This is a genomic window from Streptomyces sp. NPDC014733 (assembly GCF_043083385.1).
Lineage (GTDB): Bacteria > Actinomycetota > Actinomycetes > Streptomycetales > Streptomycetaceae > Streptomyces.
The window spans coordinates 22,380-35,600 of the sequence record NZ_JBIBYO010000025.1 but is presented as its reverse complement, the minus strand read 5'-3'; the positions used below and the strand labels follow the sequence as shown (position 1 = coordinate 35,600).

Genomic DNA, 13,221 nt, shown 5'->3' with positions numbered 1-13,221 from the left:
CCGGAGGACCGGGCGGCCATTCCTTCCGAGTCATCAACGACAGACCCCCATCAGCCACACCCGGTCCTCCCGGACCGCCTCACATTCTTAGGGACCCCCATGGACCTCGGCCTCGCCGACCGCACCGTACTCGTCACCGGCGGCACCTCCGGCGTCGGCCTGGCCACCGTCCGCGCCCTGCTCGACGAGGGCGCCCGCGTCGCCACCTGCGCCCGCACCCCGGAATCACTCACCGCCCTCGCCGACAGCCTCGGCGCCGGGGCGGACCGGCTGCTCACCGGCGCCGCCGACATCCGCGACGCCGACGCCACCGCCGCCTTCGTCCACCGCGCCGCCGACCACTTCGGCGGCCTCGACGGCCTCGTCAACAACGCCGGGCAGTCCCGGATGAAGCGCTTCGCCGAGACCACCGCCGAGGACTGGCGCGACGAGCTGGAGCTGAAATTCGCCGGCGTGCTGCACACCCTGCGCCCCGCCCTCCCGTACCTCCGCGCCTCCGACGCCGCGGCCGTCGTCAACATCAACGCCGTCCTCGCCAAGGAACCCTCGCCCCGGCTGATCACCACCAGCGCCGCCCGCGCCGGCATCCTCAACCTCTCCGCCTCGCTCGCCCGCGAGCTGGCCCCCGACGCCATCCGCGTCAACTCCGTCTGCCTCGGCCTCATCGACACCGGCCAGTGGACCCGCCGCCACGCCGCCGCCGGCACCTCGCAGAGCTACGACGCGTGGCAGGCGGAACTCGCCGCCGACCGCGGCGTCGCCCTCGGCCGCCTCGGCCGCGCCGACGAGGTCGCCTACGCCGTCCTGGCCCTCCTCGCGCCCCGCGCCTCGTACATCACCGGCACCGCCCTCGACGTCTGCGGCGGCGTCGCCCGCTCCGCCGCCTGACCCGCACCCACCGGGAGACCGCACCATGTCCCAGCCCAACGGCGGCGATCTGCTCGTCGCCCTCCTGCGCGACCTCGGCGTCGACACCGTCTTCGGCGTCGTCAGCGTGCACAACCTGCCGCTCGTCGAGGCCGTCGACCGCGATCTGCGGTTCGTGCCCGTCCGCCACGAGGCCACCGCCGTCAACGCCGCCGACGGCCACGGCCGCGCCCGCGGCGGCATCGGCTGCGCCCTCACCAGCACGGGCACCGGCGCGGGCAACGCCGCGGGGTCCCTGATCGAATCCCTCGCCACCGGCAGCCGCGTGCTGCACGTCACCGGACAGATCGACAGCCACCACCTCGGCGCCGGCCGCGGCTACATCCACGAGACCCGCGACCAGCTCGGCATGCTCCGCGCCGTCAGCGCCCACGCCGCGGCCGTCCCCGACGCCGCGAGCGCCGGCCGCGTCCTGCGCGACGCCGCCGACCACCTCCGCGGCCCGGCCGGCGGCCCCGCCAGCGTCGAATGGCCCATCGACCTCCAGTACGCGCCCCAGGACCCGTCGGCCCTGCCCGCCGCCCGCCCCGCACCGGAGCCCGTCCGGCCCGCCGCCGACGCGCTCGACGCCGCCGCCGACGCGCTGGCCGCCGCCCGCCGCCCGCTCGTCTGGGCAGGCGGCGGCGCCACCACCGCCGGGCCCGCACTCGCCGCCCTCCTCGACAAGGCCGGCGCCGGCCTGCTCACCTCCAACTCCGGCCGCGGCGCCGTCCCCGAGACCGACGACCGCTGCATCGGCAACTTCGCCACCACCCCCACCGGCCGCGCCCTCCTCGCCGACGCCGATCTCCTGCTCACCGTCGGCAGCCACTTCCGCTCCAACGAAACCGCCGACTGGAGCCTTCAGCTGCCCGCCGTCCACCTCCAGATCGACCACGACCCGGCCGCCCTCGGCCGCTCCTACCCGGCCACCCACCCGCTGCACGGCGACGCCGCCACCACCCTCACCGCCCTCCACGACCGCCTCACCGCCCGGCCCGCCGCGGACACCGACCCCGCCTGGGCCGCCCGCATCCGCGAGGCCCGCGAGAGCGTCCGCGCCGAACTCCGCGACCGCATCGGCCCGCAGGCCGCGATCTGCGACGCGATCCGCGCCGCACTGCCGCCCGAGGCCGTCCTCGCCCGCGACGTCACCGTCCCCGCCAGCAGCTGGGGCAACCGCCTCCTGACGATCCACCACCCGCACACCAACGTCTTCCCGCGCGGCGGCGGCATCGGCCAGGGCCTCGGCATGGGCATCGGCGCCGCCCTCGCCACCCCCGACACCCCCACCCTCGTCATGGCCGGCGACGGCGGCCTCGCCGTCCACCTCGGCGAACTCCTCACCCTCGCCCAGGAACGCCCCCGCCTGACCCTCGTCGTCTTCAACGACGGTGGCTACGGCGTGCTGCGCAACATGCAGGACCGCTACTTCGACCGCCGCTCCGGCGTCGACCTGGCCACCCCCGACTTCGCCGCCCTCGCCCACGCCACCGGCCTGCCCTACGCCCGGATAGCCACCGAGGACGACGCCGCGCCCGTCCTCACCGCCGCCACCGCGAGCGACGGCCCCACCCTCGTCGAGGTCGACCTCACCGCACTCGGCCCGATGAAGACCCCGTTCACCCCGCCCGTCGCACTGCCCGCCCGGTAAGGAGGACGACCGTGTCCGACACCGCCCTCGACCTGCTCGTCCACCGGATGACCTGGGAGGCCGACGACGTCCTCGCCCTGGACCTCGTCCACCCCGACGGCACACCGCTGCCGCCCTGGGAGCCCGGCGCCCACCTCGATCTGCACACCGGCGGCCACATCCGCCAGTACTCGCTGTGCGGCGACCCGGACGACACCACCCGCTACCGCGTCGCCGTCCTCCACACCTCCGGCTCCCGCGGCGGCTCCGCCCACATCCACACCGTGCTGCGCCCCGGCTCGACCGTCCGCGTCCAGGGCCCCCGCAACCACTTCGCCCTCGAACCGGCCGCCCGCTACCTCTTCATCGCCGGCGGCATCGGCATCACCCCGCTGCTCCCGATGGTCCGCCACGCCCACCGCACCGGCACCCCCTGGCAGCTGCTCTACGGCGGCCGCCGCCGCACCAGCCTCGCCTTCGCCGAGGCGCTCGCCGCCCTGGCCGACGGCGGCACCGGCCGCTGCGACCTGCGCCCCCAGGACGTCCACGGCCACCTCGACCTCGACGCCGCCCTGGCCGGGCTGCCGGACGACACCCTCGTCTACTGCTGCGGCCCCGAACCCCTCCTCGCCGCCGTCGAGGAGCGCTGCGCCGCCCTCGGCCTCGCCGACCGGCTGCACACCGAACGGTTCGCCGCCCCCGCCCCGCCCGACGGCGCCCCGGCACCCGCCGAGGGCCACGGCTTCGACGTCGAGTGCCGCCGCAGCGGCCGCACCGTCCGCGTCGAGGACGGCACCTCCATCCTCGACGCGGTCGAGGGCGCGGGCATCGACGTCCCCAGCTCCTGCCGCGACGGCGTCTGCGGCACCTGCGAGACCCGCATCCTGGACGGCACCCCCGACCACCGCGACTTCCTGCTCAGCGACGCCGAACGGGCCGCCGGCGCCTCCCTGATGATCTGCGTCTCGCGCTGCGCCGGCGACCGCCTCGTCCTCGACCTGTGACACCCCGAGCCCCCGGAGGAACTGTGAACCCCGCTCCGTACCTCGAAATCCACCAGTCCCGCAAGCACGAACCGACCCCCTACGAGATCAAGCTCGCCCACACCCTCGAAGAGATCTTCACCCAGGTCGGCCACGAACTGACCGACGTCGTCGCCGGGCTGAACGACCGCCAGGTCCACACCCCCGACGGCGCGCCCTGGACCGAGCAGTCCTTCCGCGACGAGATGCACCGACTGGGAGCGTGACCCGTGACCGCAGCGACCACCCCGACCACCGGCCAAGCCGACACGATCTACGCCACCGGGCTGCGCAACCAGTGGCACCCCGTCGTCCCGTCCCACTTCGTCGCCCCCGGCGGGATGCGCCGGGTCCGGGCGCTCGGTGAGGACTGGCTCCTCTTCCGCCGCGCCGACGGCCGCCTCCACATGCTCGCCGACCGCTGCCCGCACCGCGGCGCCCGGCTCTCCCTCGGCCGCCACCTCGGCGACCGCGTGGCCTGCTGGTACCACGGCGTCGAGGTCGACGGCACCGGCACCGTCACCTCCGTACCCGGGCTGCCCGGCTGCGCCCTCGAAGGCAAGCAGCTCGTCACCAGCCCCCCGGTCCGCGAGGTGGGCGGCGCGATCCTCGCCTACTTCGGCGACGCGCTCCACCCCGAGCCCTGCGAGCTGACCCTGCCCGAGCCGCTCACCGACCCCGGCACCGACGCGTTCCTCTGCTACGCGGAGTGGGAGGTGCCCTGGCGCTACGCCGTGGAGAACCTCCTCGACCCGATGCACGGCCAGTTCCTGCACCACGAGTCGCACACGATGGGGGAGGGCGACACCACCGCCAAGTTCCGCATCCGGGAGACCGATCGCGGCTACTTCTTCGAGAAGACCGACCAGCGCGGCGTCAACTTCGACTGGGTCGAACTGTGCCGCACCGGTGTCGACTGGGTCGACCTCTCCATCCCTTACCCGCCGTCCGCAGGCCCCGGCGGCCCCTTCGGCATCGTCGGCATGATCTGCCCCGTCGACGAACGGCGCAGCGGTGTCTTCTTCTGGCGCTACCGCCACGTCACCGACTGGCAGCGCGACACCTGGCGCTTCCTCTACCGCACCCTCATCGAGGAACGCCACTGGCACGTCCTCGAACAGGACCGCACCATGCTGGAGGCGATGCCGCACGACGCCGACACCGCCGAGAACCTCTACCAGCACGACCTCGGCGTCGTCCGCCTCCGCCGCCTCTACCGCGCCGAGGCCGAGAAGCAGGCGGCCGAACTGGCCGCCGCCGGGCGCGCCTGAGGGCCCCGAAGACAGGGTGCGCCGACCCCAACCCTCAACCCTGCGGCCTCCGTTCGGCGTCCCGGTCACCGAGGGGCACTCCCGTCCCTCGCTGACCGGGGGAGGCCCACCCATGAAGAGACCGACCACCCGTACCGTCTCCTGCGCCCTGGCCGGGGCGCTCGCCGCCGGCGCGCTCACGCTCGCACCGGCTGCCCACGCCGCGCAGCCCGCGCCCGGCGACCACCGGGCGACCGCCGCCGCCCTGCGCGCCCTCGTCGAACAGGGCGGGCTCCCCGGGGCCGCCGCCACCGTCCGCGACGGCAAGGAACGCTGGTCCGCCGCGGCGGGCTACGCCGACACCGCCACCGGCCGCCCGCGCGCCCCGGAGAGCGAGCACTTCCGCGGCGCCAGCATCACCAAGACGTTCATCGCCACCGTCCTGCTCCAGCTGGAGGCGGAGGGGAAGCTGAGCCTGGACGACTCCGTCGAGGGCTGGCTGCCCGGCCTGGTGCGGGGCAACGGCTACGACGGCCGGAAGATCACCCTCCGCAGCCTCCTCAACCACACCAGCGGGCTCGCCAACCACACCGCCGACCCCGCGTTCGCCCACGACGCCACCGGCCCCGGCTTCCCCGAGCACCGCTACGACACCCACACCCCCGAGGAGTTGGTGGCGACGGCGCTGAAGTACCCGCCCCGGCCCGACCCGGAGAAGAAGCCTTACTACTCCAACACCGCCTATGTGATCGCCGGAATGGTCATCGAGAAGGCGACCGGCCGCACCTACGCCCAGGAGGTCACGCGCCGCATCCTCCGGCCCCTGAAGCTGACCGGGATCTCGTTCCCCGGCACCTCGCCCCGGATGCCGGACCCGCACCCCGTCGGCTACTCCCGCCTCGACCAGGAGGGTCCGGACGCCGAGATCCACGACGCCACCGAGCAGAACATGACCTGGCTGGGCGCGTCCGGCGACGCCATCGTCACCGGCGGCGACCTCAACCGCTTCCAGCGCGCCCTGCTGACGGGCCGGCTGCTGCCCCGGGCGCAGCTGACGGAGATGCTCGACGAGGTCCCCACGGAGGGCGGGTTCGGATACGGCCTCGGCGTCGAGTTCGCGCGGCTGTCCTGCGGGGTGAAGGTCGTCGGCAAGACCGGCAGCACCAACGGCTCCCTCTCCGCGACGGTCGGCACCCTGGACGGGGAGCACCAGCTGACGTTCAACGCCAACGGCGACTGGCTGCGGGACAGCGCCCTCTACGGCAACGTCGTCGAGGCGGAGTTCTGCGGCACGGTCCCGTCCGCGCGCCGACCGGCCTGAGCACGGCCGCCGGTCCACCGGAGGGGTGGCCGCCTTCGCGGCAGCCGCCCCTCCCGTCCCCGCCCCGCCCGGCGGTTCAGGCCGACGGCTCCCGCCCCGCGTCCCCGGACCCGTCCGCCTCCGTGATCGACCGCTCCAGCTTCGACAGCAGCCGCGCCAGTTGACGGCACTCGGCGGGGGAGAGCCCGGCCAGCATCCGCCGCTCGTTCTCCAGATGCTCGGCGAAGAGCGTGTCGATCTTCGCCAGCCCCTCCTCCGTCAGCCGCGACCGCACCACCCGCCGGTCCTCGGCGTCCCGCTCCCGGACGATCAGCCCGTCCTTCTCCAGCCGGTCGATGCGGAGCGTCACCCCCGCCGACGAGATCAGCCCGGAGTCCGCCAACTGCCCGGCCGTCCGCCGGTACGGACGGCCCGCCCGCCGCAGCGCCGTCAGCACGTCGAACCCGGCCACCGACAGGCCGTGCGACTCCACCGACGCCGTCAGCCGCGCGCTGTAGCGCAGAAAGGTCCGGTGCAGCCGCGCCAGCACCTCCAGCGGTGAGGTGTCCAGCTCGGGCCGCTCCCGCCGCCAGTCCGCCACGATCCCCGCCACCGCATCCGACCGCTCCGCCGACCTGCGCGCCATCTCCGCCCCTCCCGGGCCCCGATCCGCCCTGCTCACCGGAATTACTTTAGTACTGAGAATCCGCGCCGCCGAAGCTTCCCCGGACGGCCCGCGAGCCCCGGGACCCGTGCTCCCGCAGGCGCCCGGCCCGTCCCCCGTGAAGTTGTCCACACCCCCTGCGGCCGGACAGGGGCGTACGGCAGCATGACCCCATGCCCGCACTCCAGCGCGACGAGGCGCAGACCCGAGCCGGACTCCTCGACGTCCGCCACCACTCCATCCACCTCGACCTCACCCAGGGCGAGAAGCACTTCGGCTCCCGCGCCGACATCCGCTTCACCGTCCGCGACGGCGCCGGCGACGGAGCCCCCGTCACCACCTTCTTCGAGGTCAAGCCCGCCGCGCTGCTCGCCGTCACGCTCGACGGCACCCCCCTCGACCCCGCACTCCTCGACGACAACCGCTTCCCGCTCACCGGCCTCGCCCCCGGCGACCACGAGCTGCACGTCGAGGCCCGGATGTCCTACTCCCGCACCGGCGAGGGCATGCACCGCTTCACCGACCCCGCCGACGGCGAGGCGTACGTCTACACCCAGCTGTTCATGGAGGACGTCCAGCGCGTCTTCGCCACCTTCGACCAGCCCGACCTCAAGTCCGTCTTCGCCGTCACCGTCACCGCCCCCGAGGAGTGGTCCGTCCTCGCCAACGGTGTCACCACCCACGAGGGCGGCGGCGTCTGGCGCGCCGCCCCCACACCACTGATCTCCACCTACCTCGTCGCCGTCGCCGCCGGACCCTGGCACTCCGTCCGCACCGAACACGCCGGGCTGCCCTTCGGCATCCACTGCCGCCGCTCCCTCGCGCCGTACCTCGACGCCGACGCCGAGGAAATCCTCGACCTCACCCGCCGCTGCTACGACCGCTACCGCGACCTCTTCGACGAGCCGTACCCCTTCGACTCCTACGACCAGGCCTTCGTCCCGGAGTTCAACGCGGGCGCCATGGAGAACCCCGGCCTCGTCACCTTCCGCGACGAATTCGTCTACCGCTCCGCCGTCACCGACACCGAGCGCCAGACCCGTGGCATGGTCATCGCCCACGAGATGGCCCACATGTGGTTCGGCGACCTCGTCACCCTCCGCTGGTGGGACGACATCTGGCTCAACGAGTCCTTCGCCGAGTACATGGGCTATCAAGTCCTCTCCGAGGCCACCCGCTTCACCGACACCTGGGTCGACTTCGGCACCGTCCGCAAGAGCTGGGGCTACGAAGCGGACCAGCGCCCCTCCACCCACCCGGTCGCCCCCACCCCCGAGGACGTCCCGGACACCGCCTCCGCCCTCCTCAACTTCGACGGCATCTCCTACGCCAAGGGCGCCTCCGCCCTGCGCCAACTCGTCGCCTGGATCGGCGAGAAGGACTTCCTCGCCGGTATCAACGACCACCTCACCCGCCACCGCTTCGGCAACGCCACCCTCGCCGACTTCCTCGACTCCCTCGCCCGCCACACCGACCGCGACGTCCCCGGCTGGGCCGCCCGCTGGCTGCGCACCAGCGGCCCCGACACCCTCACCGCCACCGTCACCCCGCAGGGCGACACCTGGCAGCTCGCCATCGACCACCACGGCAGCCGCCCGCACCGCATCGCCGTCGGCCTCTACGACCAGGACGCCACCGACCCGGCCCGGCCCACGCCCTCTGGCCCCGCCCCCCTCGCTCCTTCTGCCCCCGCCCCCCTCACGCCCTCTGCCCCCACCCCCCTCACGCCCTCTGCCCCCGCCCGCCTCACGCCCTCTGCCCCCACCCCCCTCACCCTGCGTCGCCGCTTCGAGACCGACATCCCCCAGGAGGAAGGCACCACCCGCCACACCCTCCCCGGGCCGGTCCCCGCCCTCGTCGTCCTCAACGACGGCGATCTCAGCTACACCAAGGTCCGTCTGGACGCGGACTCCTGGGGGACTGTCGCCCGCTCCCTCTCCGGCATCCCCGCCGCCGACGGCGGCGCGCTCACCCGCGCCGTCCTGTGGAACGCCGCCCGCGACATGGTCCGCGACGGCGACCTCACGCCCGCCGCCTACCTCGACATCGTCCGCCGCCATCTGCCCGCCGAGGCGGACCCGGCCGTCGTCGCCGGGGTGCTGCGGTTCGCCCGGATGCCCGTCGCCGACCACTTCCTCCCCGCTGCGGAGCGCCACACCGCCCTGGGCACGCTCACCGCGCTGAGCCGCGACATCCTGCGCCACACCGAGGGCGCCACCGACCCCACCGCCGCGAGCCTGCGGCTGACCGCCGTCCGTGCCTTCATCGACAACGCCACCTCGCCCGAGGGCATCCAGGACTGGCTCGACGACGGCAGCGTCCCCGGCGGACCCGCCCTCGATCCCGAGCTGCGCTGGCGCGTCCTCGCCCGCCTCGCCGTCCTCGGCGCCCTCACCCCCGAGCGCATCGACGACGAACTCTCCCGCGACCCCAGCGCCACCGGCACCCAGGGCGCCGCCCGCTGCCGCGCCGCCCTGCCCGACCGGGCCGCCAAGGAGGCCGCCTGGCAGGCCCTGTTCACCACCGACCCCGAAGCCGCCCCCTCCAACTACCTCTTCACCGCCACCGCCACCGGCTTCTGGGCCCCCGAGCAGCACGCGCTCCTCCGCCCCTACGTGGCCCGCTTCTTCACCGACGTGGTCCCTCTCGCCGACCGCCGCGGTCCCGCCCTGGCCGAGGCCGCCGCCCGGTACGCCTTCCCCGCCGCCTTCGTCGACGAGGAAACCCTCCGCCTGGGCCACGCCTGCCTCGCCACGGACGCCCCGACCCCCGCCCTCCGCCGTGGCCTCACCGACCAACTCGACGACCTCGCCCGCGCGTTGCGCATCCGGTCGGGCCGGGGGACGGCCGCTTCCGGCGGCGAGGCGGTCGACGCCTGAGGCGCGACGTCTGACGCATGAGCGATACCTCAGGGGCGGGTCGCCGGGCGCACGGCGGCCCGCCCCGGCCTTTCCGGCAACTGCCCGGGCCTTCCGGTTTGCCAGGGCCTTTCCGGGGCGGCCCGGGGTGGCTCGCCCCCGCCCGGCCACCCCGATCCGCGCCGCCCCCTCCCGCCCCGCCCGGCCTGCTCCCGCCCTGGCCCGCACCGCCTCTTCCTGCCCTGCTCCCGCCCGTCCCGCCCGAACACACCTACGGCCGCCGCCTCCCACGAATGGGTGGAACGCTCGCCCCCGGTGGCTACGTACCGTACGGGGAAAGTAACTTAGGGCCGCCTCATGGCTGACCGTCGCGACGACGGAACAGCCGCCCCCTCCCCAACTCTCCACATGGAAGGGCACGTTCATGCCTGTGCCCGCCGCCGACGCCGCCCTCGCGGGCGGTATCGAAGGCCCCCGCGCGCTCCGCCCCCTCCTCTCCACCGTCCTCGACGCCCTCACCGCCGGCGCCGAGGACCGCGCGGGCCCCCTCCCCCCTGGCGGACCGGACGCCGTCGCCCACGCCGTCCGCGCCACCTGCGCCCCCCTCCTCCCCGACGACGGCGACGGCGCCCACACGGCGCTCGCCACCCTCGTCCGCACCCTGGCCGCCGGCGCCGCCGACCCCGCCGACCCGCACTGCGCCGCCCATCTGCACTGCCCTCCGCTGGCCGTCGCCGCCGCGGCCGACCTCGCCGCGTCCGCCCTCAACCCCTCCATGGACTCCTGGGACCAGGCCCCCGCCGCCTCCGCCCTCGAAGCCCTCGCCACCCGCGAACTCGCCGCCCTCGTCTTCCCCCGCGCCCCCCGGCGCACCCGGACCCCGGACGACACCTACGCGCCCGGCGGCGGCCCGGACGCCCTGCTCACCACCGGCGGTACCGAGTCCAACCAACTCGCCGTCCTCCTCGCCCGCGAGGCCGCCCGTACCGCCCGGCACACCACGGGGGAGCGGTACGCCGGGGGAGTGCGCCCGGTGGCGGCCGCCCGGGCCCGCGCCGGACGCGTCGCCGGTGGGGCGGGCCCCGCGCCGGTCGCCACCCTCACCCCGTTCATCGGCGCCCCGCGCGGCCCCGTCGACGCCCTCCCACCCGCCCCCGCGCCGGACGCGCTCCCGCTCCGGATCGTCTGCGGCGCCAACGCCCACCACAGCATCCACCGCGCCGCCTGGCTCCTCGGACTCCCCGCGCCCGTCACCGTGCCCACGCCCGGCGGTGTGCTCGACCCCGCCGCCGTCGACGCCGCCCTCACCCGGCTCCACGGCCCCGTCCTGCTCACCGCCACCGCCGGCACCACCGACTCCGGCGCCCTCGACCCGCTCCCGGCCCTCGCCGACCTCGCCGCCCGGCACGGTGCGCGCTTCCACGTCGACGCGGCGTACGGCGGCGCGCTCCTCTTCAGCGACGCCCACCGCGCTCTCCTCGCGGGCCTGGACCGCGCCCACACCGTCACCCTCGACCTGCACAAACTCGGCTGGCAGCCGGTCGCCGCCGGCCTCCTCGCGGTCCCCGGCACCGCCGACCTCGCCCCCCTCGACCACCGCGCCGACTACCTCAACGCCGACGACGACACCGAAGCCGGTCTGCCCGACCTCCTCGGCCGCTCCCTGCGCACCACCCGCCGCCCCGACATCCTCAAGGCGGCCGTCACCCTCAAGGCCCTCGGCCGCCGTGGCATCGGCGACCTCGTCGACCGCACCCTGGCCGCCGCCACCACCCTCGCCGACCTCGTCGAGGACCACCCCCACCTCGAACTCCACTCCCGCCCCACCCTCACCACCGTCCTCTTCCGCCCCATCGGCGTGGGCGACGCCACCGTCGCCGCGATCCGCCGTACCCTCCTCGCCGACGGCCATGCCGTCCTGGGCCGCGCCGCCACCCCCACCGGACTCTGGCTCAAGGCCACCCTCCTCAACCCGCACGCCGACGCCGGTGACCTCGCCCACCTCCTGAAACTCGTGGAAGGCCACATCCCCTGATGACCACCGAGCACCCCACCGGCACCGCCGCCCCCACCGACCCCCTCGACCTGGCGGGCGTCGGCATCGGCCCCTTCAACCTCTCCCTCGCCGCGCTCGCCCAGCCCCTGACCGGCCTGCGTACCGCCTTCTACGACCAGCGCCCCGCGTTCCACTGGCACCCCGGCCTCCTCATCGACGGCGCCACCCTCCAGGTCCCGTTCCTCGCCGACCTGGTCACCCTCGCCGACCCCACCAACCCCTGGAGCTTCCTCAGCTACCTCCGTAGCCGCGACCGCCTCTACCCCTTCTACTTCGCCGAGCGGTTCCACATCCACCGCGCGGAGTACGACGCGTACTGCCGCTGGGTCAGCGAGAACCTCCCCGCCCTCCACTTCGGCCACCAGATCGACGCGGTCCGCTGGAACAGCTCCCACGCCGTCTTCGAGATCGACTACACCCACCTCGACGCCGACGGCGAAGCCGAGGCCCTCGGCCGCAGCTACGCCCGTAACCTCGTGCTCGGCATCGGCACCGCCCCGCACGTCCCGGACGCCCTGCGCCCCCTCGCCGAGAGCCCCGCCGCGCCCGTCCTGCACTCCTCCGACTACCTCGACCACCGGGAGCGCCTGCTCGCCGCCGACCATGTCACCGTCGTCGGCGCGGGCCAGTCCGGCGCCGAGGTCTTCCTCGATCTGCTGCGCGCCCGCCCCGAGGGCCGCGAACGGCTCCACTGGCTCGCCCGTACCCCCGCCTTCGCGCCCATGGAGTACAGCAAGCTCGGCCTCGAACACTTCACCCCGGACTACACCCGCTACTTCCACGCCCTGCCCGAACCGGTCCGCGACGCCCTCGTCCCCGGCCAGTGGCAGCTCTACAAGGGCATCGACCACGACACCCTCGCCGCCGTCCACGACGAGCTCTACCGCCGCACCCTGCACGGCGGTTGGCCGGACGCCGTCCTCACCCCCGGCGTCCAGGTGGAGGCCGCCGACCGTGCCCCCGGCGGCGGCGTCGAACTCCACCTCGCCCACGCCGAGCAGAACAGCCGCACCCGGCTGACCACCGACGCCGTCGTCCTCGCCACCGGCTACCGCGAACGCCGCCTCGACACCCTCCTCGCCGCCCTCGACCCGTACCTGTGCCGCGACGCCGCCGGCCGCCCCCGCGTCGACGCCGAGCACCGCCTCGTCCTCGACGCCGCGGTCACCGGCTCCGTCCATGTCCAGAACGCCGAACGCCACAGCCACGGCGTCGGCACCCCCGACCTCGGCCTGGCCGCCTGGCGCAGCGCCACCATCCTCAACTCCCTGACCGGCGCCACCCCGTACCCGCTCCCCGACCGCACCGCCTTCACCACCTTCGGCCTCCCGCGTCCCACCGCTCCGGAGACGGCCGCCCCGCCCCACGCGGCGTCCGCCCGGCACGGCTGACGTCACGTCACACAGGGCATGCACGCCCCGGCCCGCCGCTCATCGGAGCGGCGGGCCGCGCATTTCCGTACTCGTCAACAACCTTTAAACCAGCGGTCGTTGAGCAGACATCGCAGCACGCTTCTCTACCAGTGGGTACGG

General features: G+C 74.8%; 10 protein-coding genes. 9 read left to right on the top strand and 1 reads right to left on the bottom strand.

All coding sequences use genetic code 11. The features are described 5' to 3' along the window. The first annotated feature begins 99 nt into the window (after positions 1-99). From ACF1BH_RS30420 to ACF1BH_RS30395, 6 genes are all read left to right on the top strand, one after another. On the top strand, positions 100-888 hold the full coding sequence (locus ACF1BH_RS30420) for an SDR family oxidoreductase (RefSeq protein WP_391647636.1): 789 nt from the start codon (positions 100-102) through the stop codon (positions 886-888). 25 nt (positions 889-913) lie between these two features. Continuing rightward, positions 914-2,560: a thiamine pyrophosphate-binding protein gene (locus ACF1BH_RS30415; RefSeq protein WP_391647635.1), complete on the top strand. Its 1,647-nt coding sequence runs from the start codon at positions 914-916 to the stop codon at positions 2,558-2,560. A 47-nt stretch (positions 2,561-2,607) separates the two neighbouring features. Continuing rightward, positions 2,608-3,543 carry a PDR/VanB family oxidoreductase gene (locus ACF1BH_RS30410; RefSeq protein ID WP_391647637.1) on the top strand — a complete coding sequence of 312 codons (936 nt, stop codon included), beginning with the start codon at positions 2,608-2,610 and terminating at the stop codon, positions 3,541-3,543. A gap of 23 nt (positions 3,544-3,566) precedes the next feature. After that, complete coding sequence (locus ACF1BH_RS30405) at positions 3,567-3,788, top strand: recombinase-like helix-turn-helix domain-containing protein (RefSeq protein ID WP_391647634.1); 222 nt, start codon at positions 3,567-3,569, stop codon at positions 3,786-3,788. A 3-nt stretch (positions 3,789-3,791) separates the two neighbouring features. After that, positions 3,792-4,832 (top strand): Rieske 2Fe-2S domain-containing protein, encoded by a 1,041-nt coding sequence (locus ACF1BH_RS30400; RefSeq protein WP_391647633.1) that lies wholly within the window; start codon positions 3,792-3,794, stop codon positions 4,830-4,832. A gap of 112 nt (positions 4,833-4,944) precedes the next feature. Next, positions 4,945-6,132, top strand: coding sequence for a serine hydrolase domain-containing protein (locus ACF1BH_RS30395; RefSeq protein WP_391647632.1), 1,188 nt, complete (start codon positions 4,945-4,947; stop codon positions 6,130-6,132). Positions 6,133-6,208: 76 nt separating this feature from the next. Here ACF1BH_RS30395 and ACF1BH_RS30390 read toward each other — a convergent pair whose 3' ends face one another. Next, the gene (locus tag ACF1BH_RS30390) at positions 6,209-6,757 is read right to left on the bottom strand and encodes a MarR family winged helix-turn-helix transcriptional regulator (protein ID WP_391647631.1); all 549 of its coding nucleotides are present in this window, start codon (positions 6,755-6,757) and stop codon (positions 6,209-6,211) included. A 191-nt stretch (positions 6,758-6,948) separates the two neighbouring features. Here ACF1BH_RS30390 and pepN point away from each other — a divergent pair, with 191 nt between their 5' ends. The 3 genes from pepN to ACF1BH_RS30375 all read left to right on the top strand — a co-directional run bounded on the left by pepN (position 6,949) and on the right by ACF1BH_RS30375 (position 13,080). Then, positions 6,949-9,654 (top strand): aminopeptidase N, encoded by a 2,706-nt coding sequence (pepN, locus tag ACF1BH_RS30385; protein WP_391647630.1) that lies wholly within the window; start codon positions 6,949-6,951, stop codon positions 9,652-9,654. Between the two features lie 403 nt (positions 9,655-10,057). Continuing rightward, positions 10,058-11,668 (top strand): pyridoxal phosphate-dependent decarboxylase family protein, encoded by a 1,611-nt coding sequence (locus ACF1BH_RS30380; RefSeq protein ID WP_391647629.1) that lies wholly within the window; start codon positions 10,058-10,060, stop codon positions 11,666-11,668. Continuing rightward, positions 11,668-13,080 carry a lysine N(6)-hydroxylase/L-ornithine N(5)-oxygenase family protein gene (locus ACF1BH_RS30375; protein ID WP_391647628.1) on the top strand — a complete coding sequence of 471 codons (1,413 nt, stop codon included), beginning with the start codon at positions 11,668-11,670 and terminating at the stop codon, positions 13,078-13,080. Before ACF1BH_RS30380 ends, ACF1BH_RS30375 begins: the two co-directional genes overlap by 1 nt. Positions 13,081-13,221 lie beyond the last annotated feature (141 nt).